The sequence below is a fragment of the Mucilaginibacter frigoritolerans genome (assembly GCF_007830615.1).
Classification (GTDB): Bacteria; Bacteroidota; Bacteroidia; order Sphingobacteriales; family Sphingobacteriaceae; genus Mucilaginibacter; species Mucilaginibacter frigoritolerans.
Map to the genome: position 1 here is coordinate 314,264 of NZ_VLLI01000006.1, position 17,986 is coordinate 332,249.

Below are 17,986 nucleotides of genomic sequence, written 5' to 3' on the forward strand. Positions count from 1 at the left end.
GTGGGTTATAATAATTTAAACCAGGGCGTTATTTATAAAAACGTTAAGCGGGTATATTTTGCTGCATATAGTTGCAATTTTAGCGGCAACATCTTTTTCATACAGTTCTTCGTCTTTAATCTGGTGAAAAGCAACAAAGCTTTTTAGCTTCAGCAATTCAATATTTTCATTATCGACACTATATTCACGCGGTACACTTTTTAACTGCTCCTGCTTCCTGAATTCGCCAAACAACTTAACAAATTCATCAGCGTCAATAATCTTCTTAAGGTCATCAGCATTATAATCAATCTCCTGACGGATAGCCTTTAAATGCGCGGCTTCAGGCATCCAGTAACCACCTGCAATAAATGAGTTTCCTGGAGCAATATGCAAAAAATATTCAGCTCCACCTGCGCGGCTTCCTTTTGCCGGTATGCTTACACCAAAATTATTTTTATAAGGAGTTTTGTTTTTACTAAACCTGATATCACGATAAATACGCATCACGCATTTTTTAGGATCCAGATTCTCATTAATTCCCGGATCAATCTTTTTCATCAGGCCTAACCATTCACCTGTAAAATCAATTACATTTTCGCGCGCTGATTCATAGCGATCTTTATTTTCCTGAAACCATTCGCGATTATTGTTTTCAACCAGGTCTTTTAAAAAATCAAAGGTATGGCGTTGAATCATCTGTATCTAAATGAGGCTGATAATGAATTTTGGGAGATAACCAGTATAAAAGTAAAACACGGGAATATCTGAAATTTATTGGTGAAAGCAAAACACATCCTATTAAAATGACACCGGTATAAAGCCAGGGCGAATCGGCATTGTGCGTTAACAAAAAAGTGAGCAATGTTAAACCAATAGCTTCACCCACATTTAAAGCATAACTTACATACATTGCTGCATAAAAATATCCTGGTTCTATCTCAAAATGTAAATTACAATGCGGGCAACGATCCAAAATTTTATTTGAACCGAAGTTATAAATGCCTCCACTAAACATATCACCTCGGCGGCAACGCGGACATTTGGTATGCAGCATGGCCCATGCTTTGGGTGTTTGAGACATAAACTTTAAGATGAAGCCATTGATTGGCTGGTACGATTAATTTAAATGCAGTTTTTTGGCGGGCATATCTATATTCACATTTTTACGGCGATATTTTCTATACCAAACAAGCCCTGCTACACCTACTGCCAGATATGGCGCTGCCAATAAAAATAAGATACCACTATTTAAGCCGTTAGCAGCAGAACTACCATTTTTTGAACTGGTTTCAACCTGAGCAGCGCATTGTGCACATTGTGCATGTACAGGTTTTACGCTGATCAACATTATGCTGAATACAAATAAGATTAGTACTGTTTTTAAACCTGCTTTCATAATTCAAAATTAGCTATTAAAAATTTAGCATACAATGTGGCAGCGTTGCGTTGCACCCACTAACTGTAAGCATTACTTAAAAATGATAATATGGAGAAATCATTAAATAAACTATGACACCGGTAACTGTAACATATAACCATATTGGAAACGTCCATCTTACTAATTTCTTATGCTTTTCTACCTGCATTTGTAATCCGCGGTAAAAGCTTAACAAAATAAGTGGCAGTACGCCGGCAGCAAGAATAATGTGGGTAATTAAAATTACATAATAAACATATCTGGTATTGCCTGCAGCTATTTTTTCAGAATCAGATAACATGCCATCGCCGTTAATATCACCATACATTATTTCTTTCTTCATCAGGTAATGAAATAAGATGTAGGACACCAGGAAAAGAGAAGAAAGACAAAAAGCAGCAATGTTGATACGTTTATGAACCGTAATATTTCCTTTTTTTATAAAATACAACGATAAAAGAAGAAGGATACTACAAGTTCCATTTAATATAGCATTTAGTTTTGGCAAAAATGGCGTAAAAGATGGGGTAACATCCGGAACTGGTAATATTTTACGGTTAAGAATCAATACTACAACAAATACAAAAATAGATATGGCAGCAACAAAACGGAATATAAATTTATCTGTCATGATTAGTTTATTGAATATGCTTTTATCTCAGCCACTAATAAAGGGGCTTATCGTTTTTTCTTAGCTCTTCCGATATGAGTACTTTAATTTCATCATTAAGCTTACTCATTTCATCGGTTGATGCTCCGGTATAATAACCTCTTATGCGTTTGTCCTGATCTATCAATATCAGTTTATCGCTATAAATAAAATCATCATTACTCGTTTTTAAGGCATTTACTAAAAAGCCTTTACGTGCCAGGTTGTAAATGGTAGTAGTATCTCCTGTTAAAAACATCCACTTTGCAGGAACAGGTTTAAAGCTGTTAAAATACCTTTTTAATACTGCGGTCGAATCATGCTCTGGGTCAACAGTGATGGAAACAAAACGAATCATTTTGTTTTTAGCATAATTAGAATCCAGCAAGCTGATATAACCATTTGCCACAGAACAAGCACCCTGGCAACGCGTATAAAAAAAGTCGACAACAAATATCTGATTGTCAAAGGTTTTTAACGATACTGGTTTACCATCCTGATTGGTAAGATTAAAATCAGTAAGTGTGTGGTATACCGTATCAGGAACATTCTTGCCTTTAACTTTGTGGGTGGTTTTGGCAAGCGATTTCGGGCCGAAAACAGGTAGTGGTTTGTACCGGTTTTTACCTTCAGTAGTTAGTAAATAATATAAAAATCCTGGTACTACTAAAACAAGTACCAGGATCACAATTTTTTTTGATAAACTAGCTTTCTTCATTACATCCTTAAACCAATCCAGTAATGGCTCTCGTTTGTAAGTACAAGTATTAAACCAATTATAAACAGGATAGGAACAATTATAGCTAGTGCCAAACCAACTTTCTCAAATTTCAGGTGCATAAAAAATGCAACTATAAAATAAGCCTTTAATAAGGTAAGGACTATATATATTGGATTTACAATGGTTGATGAAATACCCAATTTAGGCGCTACAACCAGTGCAATAAAGAACTCTACGCAAGTGATTAATAATAATATGAAAAACACTTTCCATATTCTTCCCTTGGTCATTGTTTCGTGTTCACCGTGACCAGAGGCATCTGTGTGAACAGTTGAAGTTTCTGCTGACATATATAAATATGATTAAATTATCAAACTAAGTAAAAGAAAGTAAATACAAACACCCAAACCAAATCTACAAAGTGCCAGTAAAGGCCTACTTTTTCAACCATCAGGTAGCTGCCGCGTCTTTCGTAAGTTCCAAGTAAAACATTAATCGTTATAATAATGTTAATTATAACACCTGAGAATACGTGGAAACCATGGAAGCCTGTAATAGTAAAGAACAAGTTAGCAAACTGATGAGAAGTCATTGTTTGTTGCGTGAGCGGTACGCCTTTTGCAAAAAATTCCTGCATAGTTTCTTTATTCGGAATATGTCCCCACCAAAATCCTTCGCTATGTAAGTGATTCCATTCCAAAGCCTGACAACCTAAAAACATTAAACCACCAATAACGGTAGCTATCATCCAGCCAATAACCTCCTTTTTTGAATTACGGTGGCCAGCTTCAACAGCCAGAACCATAGTTACCGAACTCATGATCAGAATAAAAGTCATTAAACCAACAAACACTAATGGTGCTCCGTGTTCAATAAGACCAGGGAATGATTGGAATACTAAAGATGGTGCCGGCCAAACCGGTGCGCTGAAACGTAAAGCGCCATAAGAAATCAATAATGAAGAAAAGGTAAACGCATCCGAAAGGAGGAAAAACCACATCATCATTTTACCGTACTCAACTTCAAAAGGCGATCTGCCTCCAGACCATGGTGTTGATTTTACCTCATCAACTGGTTGTGCTACTGTTGTACTCATTTGTACTTGGATAATTGTTTTAATATTGGTTCAAAAGTAAAAAAACATACAGACATATCCATACAATATCAAGAAAATGCCAAAAAATAGATGTCATATCCATTTTAAACAAATTCCTAACTTGTGGTATGTTGCTGTATGAACCCTTTATGGTGCTTAACAACACCAACAACGCTGCAAGCACGTGTAACAAATGCATTCCACTGAATACATAAATAAACGAACGGGAAGCATTAGGATTCGTAAAGTAAACCTGCATTTTGTAGGTTAGTACATACCATGCATATATCTGTATTGCAAAAAAAGCTATTCCTAAAAAAAACGTAAGCCATAAATACAAACGCTGTTTACCAAATTGCAATCCCTTTGCAGCTTTTGAAGCCATCAATAGGGTTATGCTACTTAAAATAATTACAGCGGTACTGTATTTAAATGCTTGTGGTAAAATAACATTAAGGCCATGTCCTCTGCCACCACTGTAAACTATAAAACCACTGGTAAACGCCGCAAAAAGCATAAATGATGTGAGTATAAATATCCACATACTAAATTTTTTGGCTCCCAGGTTAAGTTTATCTTCTTGTTGTATCTGCGCCATCATTTCACTTTTCCTATAAAATCAAATAAAAACATTAACTGTACTACGGGCAAATAAATAAATGAGCCGTACATCAGTTTTTTTGCGTCACTAATTTCCAACGTACGCAAAAGTATAAAAGCCTGGTACAAAAATAACAAGCTACATATTAATGATACTCCTCCTACATAATAACCGCCAAAGCCATACCATGTAGGTAATATGCTTACTGGTACTAATATTATAGCAAATGCAAAAGTAACTATTGCACTGGTTAAATTTCTTTTTCCCGATGGTAACAACCTAAAACCTGCAAGTTTGTAATCATCATCCAACACCCAGGCAATTGCCCAAAAATGTACAAACTGCCATATAAATTGAATGCCAAATAATATTAGCGCTATACCATCAATTTTTTCGTGAGCAGCCACATAACCGATTAATGGTGGCAATGCGCCAGGTATAGCACCCACAAATACTGCAATTGGCGATTTTCTTTTTAAAGGTGTATACGCAAATGCATATAAAAGGATGGAAAATACGGATAAATATCCGGTTGTAAGATTTAATTGGCCCAATAAATAAGTGCCCATTATTCCCATAAACAATCCTATTACCAAAGCTTGTCCTGTAGTCATCCTACCTGCCGGAATAGGACGATCCATGGTACGCTTCATTAACTTGTCCAGGTCTTTTTCAATAATTTCATTGAAGCAATTGGCTGCTGCTGTAACTAGAAAACCACCAATTATTAGCTTTACCCAATTAATCCAGTTAATCTCTCCATTAACTTTACTACCAATTAAAAATGATATAGAGGCAGAAAATACCACCAAAAAGGTTAGCCTGAGTTTTATCAGTTTTGAAAAATCGCTCCACTTCATCTTGCTGTCTCCTGCTGGTTAACTGATGTATATAAATTAAGCATCAAATAAAATTGAGCGCCAAATATAAGGCTTGCCAACAAAATGTGTGATACTTGTGCAAAAGGTGGCAGTGCCCAGTACGATAACAATATACCCGTAACAATTTGCAACATAATTATTAAAAAAGTAAAACTCATTAATTGCTGCTGTACAGCGTGTCTGCTAAAATTATTACGTATCAAAGCATACAAAACAACATTGGCAATAAGCACAATTATTGCTATATCACGATGCTGCATAAATATGGTACCTGCATAATTAATCCAATCTTCCCGGTAACCTCCTTGCAAATGACCAGCCACAGCATCAATTTTTTCCCTTACTTCTGTACCAAAAACTATTTGTAAACAAGATATAATTAAAGTAAGCAAAGTAACTACGTGAGTTATCGGACTTACTTTTAAAACATGTTTGCCTCCAGCTTTTGCCATATGATAAGTCGCTATGGCCAAAGCTAAAATTGCCAGTGCCAAAATCATATGTACCGTAACAATCCATGCAACCAAATTGGTTGATACCACTATAGATCCAAGCCACCCCTGAAATCCGACAAGTATTAAATTAAGTACACTAAAAAAAGGAATGAGCTTATTTTCGGAACGATAAGTAAAAGAGAATACCGCAAGCAATATCATAAAAATACCCGCAATCACCCCTATCACTCTATTTATATACTCGGTCCATGTTTTTTCAGCATTAAATTCTTCAGGAACTAATATAGATCTGTCTTCACGAATCCTGCGTGCTAACGCGCTATAGCCAAATATATCAAGTGTTTTAGCAAACCTTTGATTTTTAGCCATACGCCCGGCTACATACTTCTGTTTGTAGTCGGCGGGCAGCTCGGAGCTGTTTACTGGAGGAACATATCTTCCAAAACATTTAGGCCAATCAGGACACCCCATTCCAGAACCTGTACTACGTACTATTCCACCAGCAAGTATTACCCCAAAAAGCAGAATTATTGTAATCAGATTGAATTTAAGGAACCTATTTTTTGCCGCAGATATGCTCATTTATTTAAGCCTAAATGAATTCTTTAATCCTGAGTCCGGAGTATCAATTGAAAGCATTTAACCAGCTTTTCACTAAACAACCAGGATAAATATTTAAGAGAAAATCCTGAGTCTTAAATCAAAGAAAAATAAAACTTCGACTTAAGACTCAGGACTATATACAAAACAAATTATTTTACTTGTTCGTTAATTTTATTTGCGCTTGCCCATTTGTTATATTCTTCCAAACCTGCAGGGTTATCTTCAAAATCATGTGGAAGATTAGAGGTCATAGTTTGTGAATATGGAACAGTTTGCGGGATAAAATCACCATCATGTCCTGGCTTACTGTAATCATATGGCCAACGGTAAACAGTTGGTATTTCACCAGGCCAGTTACCATGGATATGTTCAACAGGTGTAGTCCATTCCAATGTATTAGCTTCCCAAGGATTTTGAGTTGCTTTTTTACCAAAGAATATTGAATAAACAAAGTTGAAAATAAATACTACCTGTGCAAAACCAGACATAATAGCTGCCCAGGTAATAAAGGTATTTACGGTTAACCAACGTTTCATTGACTCAAATTCAGTGAAGGCATAATAACGACGTGGTACACCGTCAAGCCCCATAAAGTGCATTGGGAAGAACACCAGGTAAGCACCGATAAAAGTTATCCAGAAATGCAGATAACCTAAACGCTCGTCCATCATACGACGGAACATTTTAGGAAACCAGTGATAAACACCAGCTAACATACCAAATATAGCAGCTGAACCCATTACAAGGTGGAAGTGAGCAACCACAAAGTAAGTATCGTGTAAGTTGATATCTAAAGCAGCATTACCAAGAAAAATACCTGTTAAACCACCAGAGATAAAGAAAGAAACCAGACCTATTGCGAAAAGCATAGCTGGCGTAAATCGGATATTTCCGCGCCATAATGTGGCCAGCCAGTTAAATGTTTTTACAGCTGATGGAACCGCAATAATCAATGTAGTGATCATAAACACACCACCAAGAAACGGATTCATACCCGTTACAAACATGTGGTGTCCCCATACGATAAATGATAACACAGATATACCAATCAACGAGTAAACCATCGCGTGGTAACCAAAAATAGGTTTACGTGAGTTTACAGCTAAGATTTCAGATGAAATTCCCATTGCTGGCATAATAATAATGTATACCTCCGGGTGACCAAGGAACCAGAATAAATGCTGAAACAATATTGGGCTACCACCTTCAAAAGGTTGAACCTGTCCGTTTAATACGATATCAGATAAATAAAAGCTTGTACCAAAACTACGGTCAAATATCAGCAACACTACACCTGCAACTAATACAGGGAATGCTAATACACCTAGTACTGCAGTAAGAAATAAAGCCCATATGGTTAAAGGCATTTTCCAAAGGTCCATACCTTTAGTACGCATATTTAATACTGTACTGATATAGTTGATACCACCCATTAATGATGAGGCAATAAAAAACACCATACTGATTAACCACAATGTCATCCCTTCACCTGAACCCGGCATTGCTTTTGGCAAGGCGGATAATGGAGGATAAATTGTCCAACCACCACTTGCAGGGCCTTTTTGAACGAAGAACGAGCTTACCATGACGACACTAGCAAGTAAAAAAAACCAGTATGAAAGCATGTTAACAAATGGTGACGCCATATCACGTGCACCTATTTGAAGAGGAATCAATAAGTTTGCAAAAGTACCACTTAAGCCAGCAGTTAATACAAAGAATACCATTATGGTACCATGTATAGTAACTAATGACATATAAAAATCAGGGCTCAATCTTCCACCCGGAGCAAAACGACCCAATAAAGTCTCCAACAGAGGGAATGATTTATCAGGATAAGCCAATTGAATCCTGAATAAAAGAGATAAAGTCATCCCAATGAATGCCATAGTAATCCCTGTTATCAGGAACTGCTTAGCTATCATTTTGTGATCCTGGCTAAATACGTAGGTATTCAGAAAAGTTTGTTTATGATGGTGTTCGTGACCTTCTTCGTGATGTACAATGCCGTGATCGTGAACTGCTAATGTTGACATAATCGCTAATCTTATATTAATTGTTTAACGCTAACCTGTTTGCTGCTGCCTGAGGAGCAGAGGTTGACTTATTTGCTGCTAATTTTAATTCTGTTCTTAACTTGTCAGTTAAATATGGTCTTTGTTTAGCAATCCAATCCTGATACTCTTCAGCTGTTACTACACGAACAACTTTCTGCATGTTATAATGAATTCCACCACATATTTTGTTGCAATAAAGCAGATATTCGAATTTAGGATTATCAGTTCTAACCCGCATTTCTGCAGTGGTTATGGTTGGAATAAATTTAAAGAAGGTAGGTAATCCCGGTACAGCATTTTGTTGTAAACGGAAATGAGGCATATAAACGCTGTGGATTACATCCTGAGCATGTATATTTAACCTGATTGATTTATTAACAGGTATTACTAGCGTATCAGCTTGTAAATCATCCAAACTTTTAGGATCTTTAAAATTAATACCTAGCTTATTATTAGCATTGGTAAGTTTATAATCTAGTGAACCTAGTACACCATCTTTACCTGGATAACGTAGTTCCCATGCAAACTGGTGACCGGTTACATCAATATTTAAATCACCTTTAACCTCAGTGCTGTTTTCTATTTTTTGCCATGTAAAAAATCCGAATACAACCAGCACAGTTAGTACCGCTGCAGGTATAATAGTCCATATTTTTTCGATGGTATTGTTATGCGGTAAATAATATGCTTTACGCTTATCAGATCCACGATAAACGAATGCAAAACCAAACAACAGTATTTGGGTAATAAAAAATACTATTAATGTTAAAATGGCTGTTACGGTGAACATATTATCAGTATCAACACCATGCACAGAAGCTGCTTCAGGCAATGTCATGCTTCCTTGTTCAGTTAATGACCATACGGCACCATATAAACCTGCAATTAAAAAGATAATGCAGACAAAGCCCATAATGTTATTCCAATTGATGCCTTTTTTACCCTGCATTTTCTGGGTAAGGTCATAAACCTTTAAAATTTTACCAAGAATAACGATACAAACTCCAGCAACCAGGAAAAGCAGGAAATAATATCCAACACTTGTCCACATACCACTTTTATCCGCAGAGTCAGGAGATGTAGCTGTTGAAGTACCTTGTGCAGTTGCAACATCCTGTGCCATTAACATGTTAGTGCCCAAAAGCAAAAACATTGATAAAAGCGTAACTATTTTTTTAGAATTTATTAATTTTTTGAATCCCATTTTAATGTTTGTTTGGTATTCCTTATTTAGTGCAAAAATAACAATTATTATATGTGATGATGAAGACTCTCTTCAAGTAACGGATGTTTCTTAGGAACAAGCGATTTAAATTTACTTAAAGAAGTAAGCATTGCAAATGTAAACAAACCTACAAACCCAATAAATGCACATATTTCAATAGGGCCTATTTCATGGTACCAAACTGATAATGGTCCTACTGTTCCCGGCATAATCATTTGGAAATAATCTAACCAGTGACCGCAGATCAAAATGATACAAGCTACCTTTAATACCTTTACCATACGTTTTGAGTCGCGAGACATCAACACTAACAATGGTGTTAAAAAGTTAACAATAATATTTAACCAGAACCATGGTTTAAATTGAGGCTCCCATCTTTTGTAGAAATAGGCAGCTTCCTCAGGTAAGTTAGCGTACCAGGTTAGCAAGAATTGTGCAAACCATAAATATGTCCAGAAAACAGAGAAACCAAACATTAGCTGACCTAAGTTATGAAGGTGATCTTCAGTAACCCATTCTAAATAACCGTTCTCTCTTAAAATAATAATGGTTAAAGTAATTACAGATAAACCGCTAACCCAAAGAGCTGCAAAGTTATACCAGCCAAACATGGTTGAGAACCAATGTGCTTCTAATGACATGATGGTATCAAAAGCAAATAAAGGAACAGTAAAACCAAATATTAATAGGAACAATACTGATGCATTAAAGCTTTTATTGTAATTAAACATACCGCCCAGTTCATCTTCATTATTGGAATATTTAACCAGCATACGGCCTATAAGGCTATAGCTACCTAAATAAATTAATAATCTTATTAAAAAGAAAGGGACATTTAAATATCCTGACTTACCAGCTATAACTGAATTGTAATTAGCGTTGCCCGGGGTGGTAACTCCTTTAAGTGCCCAAACTTTATATAAATAAGGTAAAACGGTTTGCTTACCTTCATCATTGGGACCTGAATGTGTAAAGAATAATCCACAGCCAATAATTACCAATAATACAACGGCTGCGAATGGCAATGTTTTTGCAAAGGCTTGTGGAATACGGAGGATCGACGCTGACCAACCGGCCTGTGCCACATATTGTACTGCGCAAAAGAATATACCGCAAATACAAACGCAGGCAAAATAATATCCATTTAATAACAGATTTGCAAAAGTGCGTTCAACATTACCTGTAAAAAAACCACCTAATATCCCAATTACGCCAATTGCGATCATTACCAGGCTCCAGGTTTTGGCCTTGCCCTGAAATTCAAATTGCCCGTCGAAACTATGAGAAGTCTTCATCAAAAAATTAGCTTATAAAGTTTGTAAATGGTGAACGTACATTATTACTTTCCAGCGCTCGGTTGGTTCTAGCTGTGAAGCATATGAACCCATTGCGTTAACACCATAAGTAATAGTATGATAAATTTTACCGTCCGTAAGATCTTTCATCGCACCGCCGCGTGATGACTGCCCTTTTGAATATGATGGAGGAGCAGGATACCCGTGCTGTACAACTAAACCATCACCCTGGCCGCTAAGACCGTGGCATGGTGAGCAAAAGTGTGCAAATAACAACTTTCCGTCGGCGAAATTTGCTTGTGTTTGTGGAAGTGGACTTTTTACTTCAGTACCCGCCAACTCATATCCTTCTTTTGTTTTAGGATAATCAAACTTCACAAAACCTACCGGAATGGTACCCGCTGGTGGAACCTGTGCAGTTTTACCATCCTTAAAGTTATCATTTTTCTGATCCGGATCGTACGCAATATGCTCATACATATTGGGAGCGTATTCCCAACCGGTACTTCTTTTATCCTTGCAAGATGATATAACTATCGTTGCAGCGATAACGATAACCGTTGTGCCCAATATTTTTATTTTATTCATAGCTAACATATTTTCTATCGTTATGCTTTACTTCTACAGCTCCCGCTTGTTTTAATAAATTAGTGATATCGTCATGTGGAATATTTCCCTTAGCATCAATAGCTATAACAAACCTGTCGTCAGTAGCTCTGTAATCCATTACTCTTGGCGTACGGCCTGGGAAAAGATGCGTTGCATAAAAGAAGGTAGCAACCATACCAAATGCGGTGAATAACACTGTCCATTCAAAAGTGATTGGAACAAAATCCGGAATTGCAAAGGCAGGTTTACCACCAATGTTCATAGGCCAATCTTGCACTAACATATAATATGCCATGCTAAATATGGTTGTTCCACCTAAACAGCCAAACATAAAGGCTGCATAACCAAGGCGTGAATCCTTTATTCCCAGTTTTTTCTCAATACCATGTATAGGCATTGGGGTGTACACATCGTAAATAGGAACACTGTTTTTTTGCAGTGTATCAATCCCGTGCATCAATTCATCGGGATCTTCAAAAAGACCTAAAATATATTTGGTGCTGCTCATTTTTATGCTTTTTGGTAATCAGTAATCTCTACGCTGTCAAACTTGGTTAATGATTCTTTATAAAACTCTACCTGTTCGCCATCAAGATGACCGTGTTCAATTAATTTTTTCTTAGCCTGTTCACTTGAACTCTTCAATATTAATTTTACTTCGGCCATTGCTATTGAAGGTAATACACGGATGAACAATAGGAACATGGTAAAGAATAAACCTATCGATCCGATGAATATACTTACGTCAACCCAGGTTGGATAAAACATAGCCCAGCTTGATGTCAAATAATCGCGATGTAATGATACTACAATGATCACAAAACGTTCAAACCACATACCGATGTTTACTACAATTGATAGTACCCATGAAGCAGGGATGTTTGTTCTGATTTTTTTGAACCACATTAACTGGGTCATTAGTACGTTACAGCCATACATCATACAACCTGCCCACCAGTAAGGACCGATAAACCTGTTTAAGAATGTATATTGCTCGTATTCTCCGCCAGAATAGTAAGCGATAAAGAACTCTGTTAAGTAAGCAACACCCACAATTGATCCGGTTAGAAGGATGATTTTGTTCATCGCTTCAATGTGGAACATAGTAATGTAGTTTTCTAATCCTAATACTTTACGGGTTACCAGTAACAATGTTTGCACCATGGCAAACCCTGAGAAGATAGCTCCCGCAACGAAATATGGAGGAAATATAGTAGTGTGCCATCCCGGTTCAAGAGATGTAGCAAAGTCCATTGATACAATAGTGTGTACTGATAATACAAGTGGTGTTGAAATACCTGCCAAAATCAAACATACTGTTTCAAAACGCTGCCATGTTTTAACCGAACCAGTCCAGCCGAATGATAAAACAGAGTAAATTTTACGACGGATACCAGTTGCACGGTCACGAATAGTAGCTAAATCAGGTAACAAACCAGTGTACCAGAAAACTAATGATACAGAGAAGTAAGTTGATATCGCAAATACGTCCCATACCAGTGGTGAGTTAAAGTTAACCCATAATGATCCGAATTGGTTTGGAAGTGGTAACGGCCAATAAGCCATCCATGGGCGGCCCATGTGTGATACTACGTAAGTAGCGGCACAAATTACCGCGAAGATTGTCATCGCCTCAGCAGACCTGTTAATGGAGTTACGCCAGTTTTGACGGAACAACAACAAGATAGCCGATATAAGTGTACCAGCGTGACCAATACCTACCCACCACACGAAACCGGTGATATCCCAGGCCCAGCCTACTGTTTTATTTAAACCCCATGATCCGATACCGTACCAGAAAGTATAGCTTACTGCAAATACCCATAAACAAGCGCCTAAAGAAGCTACAGTAAAACCTATCCACCACGCTTTACCGGGCATATTTTCTACGGGACGTAATACATCGTTCGTAATTTTTGCATACGTGATGTCTTTACCCGTAATTAACGGTTCCCTTATTATTGATTCACTATGAGATGCCATATTTTATAATCTCTCTTGTAATTAATTAAGCCTCTAATTCAGATATATTTCTAATTTTTGTCTGGTAACCAACACCTGGCTGCACGTTTAACTCTTCCAAAACATAATAAGTTCTTTCGCTTCTTAGTGCTTTTGATACTTCAGAGTCAGGATCATTGCTGTTACCAAACACAATAGCATTTGCAGAACATGTTTGTTGACAAGCCATTTTTATATCACCATCTTTTAAAGAGCGTTTCTCGATTTTAGCTTTTAATTTACCAGCCTGGATACGTTGAATACACATTGAGCATTTTTCCATTACCCCACGGAAACGAGTGGTAACATCAGGATTCAATACTAATTGGGTATGTTCGTTATTCAGGTAGTTATCAAAGCGAGAATCGTTCCAGTAATTGAACCAGTTAAAACGACGTACTTTATAAGGACAGTTGTTAGCGCAATAACGTGTACCTACGCAACGGTTGTAAGCCATATGGTTTAAACCCTCGCTTGAGTGAACAGTTGCCAATACCGGGCAAACAGTTTCGCAAGGTGCGTGTTCACAATGCTGACAAAGCATTGGCTGGTAAACAACCTTAACGTGGTCAAGGTCTTCCAGTTTTGCTATTTCAGTTTCTTTGGTAACACTAGTTTCGCCATTGTCATTAAAGCTATAGTAACGGTCAATACGGATCCAGTGCATTTCACGACGACGTCTAACTTCGTCTTTACCTACCACAGGAACGTTATTTTCTGCATTACAAGCAACAACGCAAGCGCCGCAACCTGTACAAGCATTTAAGTCAATTGCCATCACCCAGTTGTACTGAGGGTGATCATATTTTTGCCAGAAAAGGCTGTTCTCGTTATAATCTTTGTGATCACCACCTTCTTTTCCGCTGCCAGCAGCTGGATTTTTCAGGTATTCAGTAAAGGTAGCTTCTTTAATAATGCTGTTACGACCTTCAATTGAATGGTGTGTTTGCGTTTGAGCCAATGGCGAATTTTCGCCAGTTGAAGTTAATACTGCAACAGCACTGGTTTGGAATGTTCCGTTACGCAGGCTAAAGAAAGGGAATGCGTTTTTACCAACATTGATACCCACAGGACCAACTTTAGTACGTCCGTAACCTACAGCCACAGAAATAGTACCCTGAGTTTGACCTGGCTGTGATAACACAGGTAAGGTTACTGAATAACCATTAGCATCAACCTTAATAACATCACCTCCCTGATAACCTAATTTCTTCATGTCGCTTGGCGACATTGCAGCATAGTTATCCCAGGTTACTTTTGAAACCGGGTCTGGCAATTCCTGTAACCAGGGGTTGTTTGCACGTTTACCATCACGCATTGCTACTGATTGATAAAGTTGAACTTCAAATTTACCACCATCGGTAGTAAGTGCAGTGCTATGATCTAATATAGTTTGGGCTACTGCATTTAAATCGCGGCTAAAAGTATAAGAGCCTGCTGGTTTATCAGCAACTTTTACAAAGCCTGTTTGCAATAATGATTCCCATCCGCTTTGGCCACTTAATCCGCCTTTAGCTAACAGGTTTTTATCCCAATTATTTTTTACGTATGAGTAATAATCTTTTGTAGCGTTATCAGACCATACAAGGAAGCTATGTTCTGCTTCGCGCGTATCATAAACCGGGTTAATTGCCGGTTGTTGTATAGTATAGTATCCCTCTAAAGCATTGTTATCACCCCATGATTCAAGGTAGTAACTAGCAGGAGCAATAACGTTACATAATGAAGCAGTTTCATCACTGAAGTTAGAGAAAGAAACTTTTAAGCGGGTTTTCTTTAAACCGTTAACTACATCCTGGCTCTTGAAGTAATCATAAACAGGGTTAGCGTTTAAGAAAAATACGGCTCCTACTTCACCCCTGTTCAGCTCGTTTACAAACTCAACAAACTCAGCGTCGTTACCAGCATATTGATATGATGGGTTTTCAAGGTCAATAGTAGTACCATAACTTCCTAGCAGGGAATTGATAGCGTTTACCAATACCTGGGTAGCCACATCATTTGAACCTGCAACCACCAAGGCTTTGCCTTTAGCTGCAATTAATTCTTTTGATACAATTGCAATTGCTTTTTCAGCATTTGAATTGCTTAATTTTTTAGTACCTGGTAAAGTTGAACCTGAAACGGCATTGTATAATGCAATTAGTGCAGGTCCTTCTTCAGAAGGTTTAATAGGTATGCGTACATCTGCATTACTACCTGTCAGACTCATTCCGGTTTCAAACTGGATGTGGCGTGACATTTTTTTGTTTTGCAGTGATTTGCTGTTACGATTTTGTACGTACTGACGGGTAAATTCCTCTGGAGAAATCCATGTACCCAGAAAATCAGCACCAAAGCTTACAATTACATCTGCTTTATCAAAATTGTAGTGCGGCAATACTGCTTTACCAAAACTATTTTGATTAGCCTGAATGATACCGGTATAAGATACCGCATCATAATTGATATGTTTTGTAGTAGGGAATTGAGTAACAAAATCAGCTATAACTGCTAATGATGACGGGCTGCTAATGGTTGAAGTAATAATGCGAATAGCTTTTCCTGATGCTTTGATTGCAGCAAGTTCCGCTTTAACAAATTCATCAACACCGTTCCAGCTTAAATCAGCTCCATCCTTTAACGGATTTTTTAAACGGTTTACATCATACAAGTCAAGCACTGATGCTTGTGCTTGAGCACTAACACCACCTTTTGATAAAAGGTCATTAGGATTACCTTCTATTTTGATTGGACGACCTTCGCGGGTTTTAACCAAAATAGCATTTCCTTCATAAGTTGAAGTGTAGTAGTTTGGCACACCCGGAACAACATCTTCCGGTTTAATTAAATAAGGTATTGATTTATGTACAGGCACTTTCTGACAAGCGGCCAGTGTCACAGCACCAACGCCAAAGCCAAGTGCTTTCAAAAAGTCGCGGCGAGGTGTTCTACCACCAAGACCACCACCGGTTAAAACATCTTCAATAGGAATAGGCTCCGCAAATTCGTTTTTGTTTAATTCAACAAATTCAGGGGTTTTGTTCAGCTCTTCTAAACCTTTCCAGTATTTTTTATTGCTATCCATTTAAGCTAAATAAACTGTAATGCTACGTTTTAATCAATTATTAATAATGGCACTTACCGCACTCAATACCACCCATTGCTGCTTCAGAAACCTTTTTGCCTTGTTTAATAAGGTCATGCACAGCTATCATGTTTTCATAGTAAGCGTTACCTTTTGTATTAACATCGGTACGCTTGTGGCATTGAATACACCATTTCATGGTTAGCGGGCTATACTGATAAACCTCTTTCATGGTTTGAACAGGACCGTGGCAAGTTTGGCATTTTAAACCAGCAACTTTTACGTGTTGTGAGTGATTGAAATATGCAAAGTCAGGCAGGTTATGGATACGCACCCATTGAATAGGCCTTGCTTTTGTGCTGTCATATTTTTGTGTTTGCGGATCATATCCCAAAGCATCATAAATCTTATGTATCTCTGGCGACTCAGTTTTAACAACTTTGTGGCAGTTCATACATACGTTTAATGAAGGGATTGATGCATTTTTTGACTTGTATGCACCTGAGTGGCAATACTGGCAATCAATTTTCATTGCGCCGGCATGCAAATCATGCGGGAATTTAATAGGCTGTACCGGTTGGTAACCCTGGTGAACGTTAGTGTTCCACATGGTAACCCATGTCCAGCTGCCTAATGCTAAAGTACCACATAGTAATGCAAAGAAAACAAACTTCTTATTCTTGGCTAATTTCTTGATGCCGGCTAAGCGGTCAACTGCAACCACCTCAACAGCCTCATCTTCAAAAACAAAATCTTTATTTTTAGATAATAAGCGTTCAAGTGTGGCAATTACCTTGTTCAACACCAATATAATAATAATGGCCAGAACAATTACACCAATTAATGCATAGATAACCAAATCGCTCGGGCCGGTTTCTGCTGCAACTTGTGTACCAGCGCCAGGCTTAGGAGCAGCCTGCATGGTTTTCCATGTAGTACGGACATAAGCTAAAATATTAGCCACATCGCCATCGGTCAGCTCGCCGAACACAGTCATACCAGATTGGTTGTATTCGTTGTAAATTTTAAGTGCCTTTGGATCTTTGGCTGCAATTAATGCCTGGTTGTTCTCAATCCAATGAGTTAACCATTTGTCGTCGGTTTCGTCGGTAACTGTTGGGCCTAATGCCGGTCCGATAAGCTTAGAGTCTATCTTGTGACACGTTGTACATTTGGCTTTAAAAATGGCCTCACCCTTAGCGGCATCTCCCTGCGCATAAGCTGAGAATCCCAGAAAAGCAAAACCGGCAATCAGTAAAACCGACCTTGAGAATTGTTTAAAAATCAATGAGAAACTCCTCATAAAGTGTATTTATACTAAATAATT

18 protein-coding genes are annotated in these 17,986 nt (G+C 37.7%); all 18 read right to left on the reverse strand.

Going from position 1 to position 17,986, the window contains the following annotated elements:
- Window positions 1-15: 15 nt before the first annotated feature.
- Entirely contained in the window at window positions 16-678 is a 663-nt protein-coding gene (locus JN11_RS12185) for a DUF2461 domain-containing protein (protein ID WP_144912903.1), read from the reverse strand.
- Window positions 656-1,063 (reverse strand): DUF983 domain-containing protein, encoded by a 408-nt coding sequence (locus JN11_RS12190; protein ID WP_144912904.1) that lies wholly within the window; start codon window positions 1,061-1,063, stop codon window positions 656-658. The genes JN11_RS12185 and JN11_RS12190 overlap by 23 nt, the downstream gene beginning before the upstream one ends.
- Window positions 1,064-1,099: 36 nt before the next feature.
- Window positions 1,100-1,378 carry a hypothetical protein gene (locus JN11_RS12195; protein WP_144912906.1) on the reverse strand — a complete coding sequence of 93 codons (279 nt, stop codon included), beginning with the start codon at window positions 1,376-1,378 and terminating at the stop codon, window positions 1,100-1,102.
- A 76-nt stretch (window positions 1,379-1,454) separates the two neighbouring features.
- Window positions 1,455-2,030 (reverse strand): DUF420 domain-containing protein, encoded by a 576-nt coding sequence (locus JN11_RS12200; protein ID WP_144912908.1) that lies wholly within the window; start codon window positions 2,028-2,030, stop codon window positions 1,455-1,457.
- A 34-nt stretch (window positions 2,031-2,064) separates the two neighbouring features.
- On the reverse strand, window positions 2,065-2,766 hold the full coding sequence (locus JN11_RS12205) for an SCO family protein (protein WP_144912909.1): 702 nt from the start codon (window positions 2,764-2,766) through the stop codon (window positions 2,065-2,067).
- Complete coding sequence (locus JN11_RS12210; RefSeq protein WP_144912911.1) at window positions 2,766-3,119, reverse strand: cytochrome C oxidase subunit IV family protein; 354 nt, start codon at window positions 3,117-3,119, stop codon at window positions 2,766-2,768. The genes JN11_RS12205 and JN11_RS12210 overlap by 1 nt, the downstream gene beginning before the upstream one ends.
- A 20-nt stretch (window positions 3,120-3,139) precedes the next feature.
- Window positions 3,140-3,865, reverse strand: coding sequence for a cytochrome c oxidase subunit 3 (locus JN11_RS12215; RefSeq protein WP_144912912.1), 726 nt, complete (start codon window positions 3,863-3,865; stop codon window positions 3,140-3,142).
- Between the two features lie 19 nt (window positions 3,866-3,884).
- Entirely contained in the window at window positions 3,885-4,466 is a 582-nt protein-coding gene (locus tag JN11_RS12220) for a cytochrome c oxidase subunit 3 (protein WP_317131271.1), read from the reverse strand.
- Entirely contained in the window at window positions 4,463-5,326 is an 864-nt protein-coding gene (gene cyoE, locus JN11_RS12225) for a heme o synthase (RefSeq protein ID WP_144912914.1), read from the reverse strand. The genes JN11_RS12220 and cyoE overlap by 4 nt, the downstream gene beginning before the upstream one ends.
- Entirely contained in the window at window positions 5,323-6,384 is a 1,062-nt protein-coding gene (locus tag JN11_RS12230; RefSeq protein WP_144912916.1) for a COX15/CtaA family protein, read from the reverse strand. The genes cyoE and JN11_RS12230 overlap by 4 nt, the downstream gene beginning before the upstream one ends.
- 170 nt (window positions 6,385-6,554) lie before the next feature.
- Window positions 6,555-8,330 (reverse strand): cytochrome c oxidase subunit I, encoded by a 1,776-nt coding sequence (locus tag JN11_RS12235; protein ID WP_394348826.1) that lies wholly within the window; start codon window positions 8,328-8,330, stop codon window positions 6,555-6,557.
- A gap of 127 nt (window positions 8,331-8,457) precedes the next feature.
- Window positions 8,458-9,666 (reverse strand): cytochrome c oxidase subunit II, encoded by a 1,209-nt coding sequence (locus tag JN11_RS12240; RefSeq protein ID WP_144912919.1) that lies wholly within the window; start codon window positions 9,664-9,666, stop codon window positions 8,458-8,460.
- A gap of 47 nt (window positions 9,667-9,713) precedes the next feature.
- Window positions 9,714-10,982 (reverse strand): quinol:cytochrome C oxidoreductase, encoded by a 1,269-nt coding sequence (locus JN11_RS12245; RefSeq protein ID WP_144912921.1) that lies wholly within the window; start codon window positions 10,980-10,982, stop codon window positions 9,714-9,716.
- A 12-nt stretch (window positions 10,983-10,994) separates the two neighbouring features.
- The gene (locus tag JN11_RS12250) at window positions 10,995-11,579 is read right to left on the reverse strand and encodes a c-type cytochrome (RefSeq protein ID WP_144912923.1); all 585 of its coding nucleotides are present in this window, start codon (window positions 11,577-11,579) and stop codon (window positions 10,995-10,997) included.
- Entirely contained in the window at window positions 11,563-12,099 is a 537-nt protein-coding gene (locus JN11_RS12255) for a DUF3341 domain-containing protein (protein ID WP_144912924.1), read from the reverse strand. Before JN11_RS12255 ends, JN11_RS12250 begins: the two co-directional genes overlap by 17 nt.
- A 2-nt stretch (window positions 12,100-12,101) precedes the next feature.
- Window positions 12,102-13,574, reverse strand: a complete 1,473-nt coding sequence (gene nrfD, locus JN11_RS12260; RefSeq protein WP_144912926.1) for an NrfD/PsrC family molybdoenzyme membrane anchor subunit — start codon at window positions 13,572-13,574, stop codon at window positions 12,102-12,104.
- A 25-nt stretch (window positions 13,575-13,599) separates the two neighbouring features.
- Window positions 13,600-16,659, reverse strand: a complete 3,060-nt coding sequence (locus JN11_RS12265) for a TAT-variant-translocated molybdopterin oxidoreductase (RefSeq protein WP_144912927.1) — start codon at window positions 16,657-16,659, stop codon at window positions 13,600-13,602.
- A 40-nt stretch (window positions 16,660-16,699) separates the two neighbouring features.
- A complete protein-coding gene (locus tag JN11_RS12270) occupies window positions 16,700-17,962 on the reverse strand; it encodes a cytochrome c3 family protein (protein ID WP_144912929.1) in 1,263 nt (420 codons plus the stop codon).
- Between the last annotated feature and the right edge of the window lie 24 nt (window positions 17,963-17,986).

Excerpts from the sequence above, each read along its gene's own strand:
- nrfD (WP_144912926.1), bottom strand. The coding sequence starts at position 13,574 with ATGGCATCTCATAGTGAATCAATAATAAGGGAACCGTTAATTACGGGT.
- JN11_RS12240 (WP_144912919.1), bottom strand. The coding sequence starts at position 9,666 with ATGGGATTCAAAAAATTAATAAATTCTAAAAAAATAGTTACGCTTTTA.
- JN11_RS12190 (WP_144912904.1), bottom strand. The coding sequence starts at position 1,063 with ATGTCTCAAACACCCAAAGCATGGGCCATGCTGCATACCAAATGTCCG.
- JN11_RS12270 (WP_144912929.1), bottom strand. The coding sequence starts at position 17,962 with ATGAGGAGTTTCTCATTGATTTTTAAACAATTCTCAAGGTCGGTTTTA.
- JN11_RS12195 (WP_144912906.1), bottom strand. The coding sequence starts at position 1,378 with ATGAAAGCAGGTTTAAAAACAGTACTAATCTTATTTGTATTCAGCATA.
- JN11_RS12250 (WP_144912923.1), bottom strand. The coding sequence starts at position 11,579 with ATGTTAGCTATGAATAAAATAAAAATATTGGGCACAACGGTTATCGTT.
- JN11_RS12185 (WP_144912903.1), bottom strand. The coding sequence starts at position 678 with ATGATTCAACGCCATACCTTTGATTTTTTAAAAGACCTGGTTGAAAAC.
- cyoE (WP_144912914.1), bottom strand. The coding sequence starts at position 5,326 with ATGAAGTGGAGCGATTTTTCAAAACTGATAAAACTCAGGCTAACCTTT.
- JN11_RS12200 (WP_144912908.1), bottom strand. The coding sequence starts at position 2,030 with ATGACAGATAAATTTATATTCCGTTTTGTTGCTGCCATATCTATTTTT.
- JN11_RS12220 (WP_317131271.1), bottom strand. The coding sequence starts at position 4,466 with ATGATGGCGCAGATACAACAAGAAGATAAACTTAACCTGGGAGCCAAA.
- JN11_RS12235 (WP_394348826.1), bottom strand. The coding sequence starts at position 8,330 with ATGATAGCTAAGCAGTTCCTGATAACAGGGATTACTATGGCATTCATT.
- JN11_RS12230 (WP_144912916.1), bottom strand. The coding sequence starts at position 6,384 with ATGAGCATATCTGCGGCAAAAAATAGGTTCCTTAAATTCAATCTGATT.
- JN11_RS12255 (WP_144912924.1), bottom strand. The coding sequence starts at position 12,099 with ATGAGCAGCACCAAATATATTTTAGGTCTTTTTGAAGATCCCGATGAA.
- JN11_RS12215 (WP_144912912.1), bottom strand. The coding sequence starts at position 3,865 with ATGAGTACAACAGTAGCACAACCAGTTGATGAGGTAAAATCAACACCA.
- JN11_RS12205 (WP_144912909.1), bottom strand. The coding sequence starts at position 2,766 with ATGAAGAAAGCTAGTTTATCAAAAAAAATTGTGATCCTGGTACTTGTT.
- JN11_RS12245 (WP_144912921.1), bottom strand. The coding sequence starts at position 10,982 with ATGAAGACTTCTCATAGTTTCGACGGGCAATTTGAATTTCAGGGCAAG.
- JN11_RS12265 (WP_144912927.1), bottom strand. The coding sequence starts at position 16,659 with ATGGATAGCAATAAAAAATACTGGAAAGGTTTAGAAGAGCTGAACAAA.
- JN11_RS12210 (WP_144912911.1), bottom strand. The coding sequence starts at position 3,119 with ATGTCAGCAGAAACTTCAACTGTTCACACAGATGCCTCTGGTCACGGT.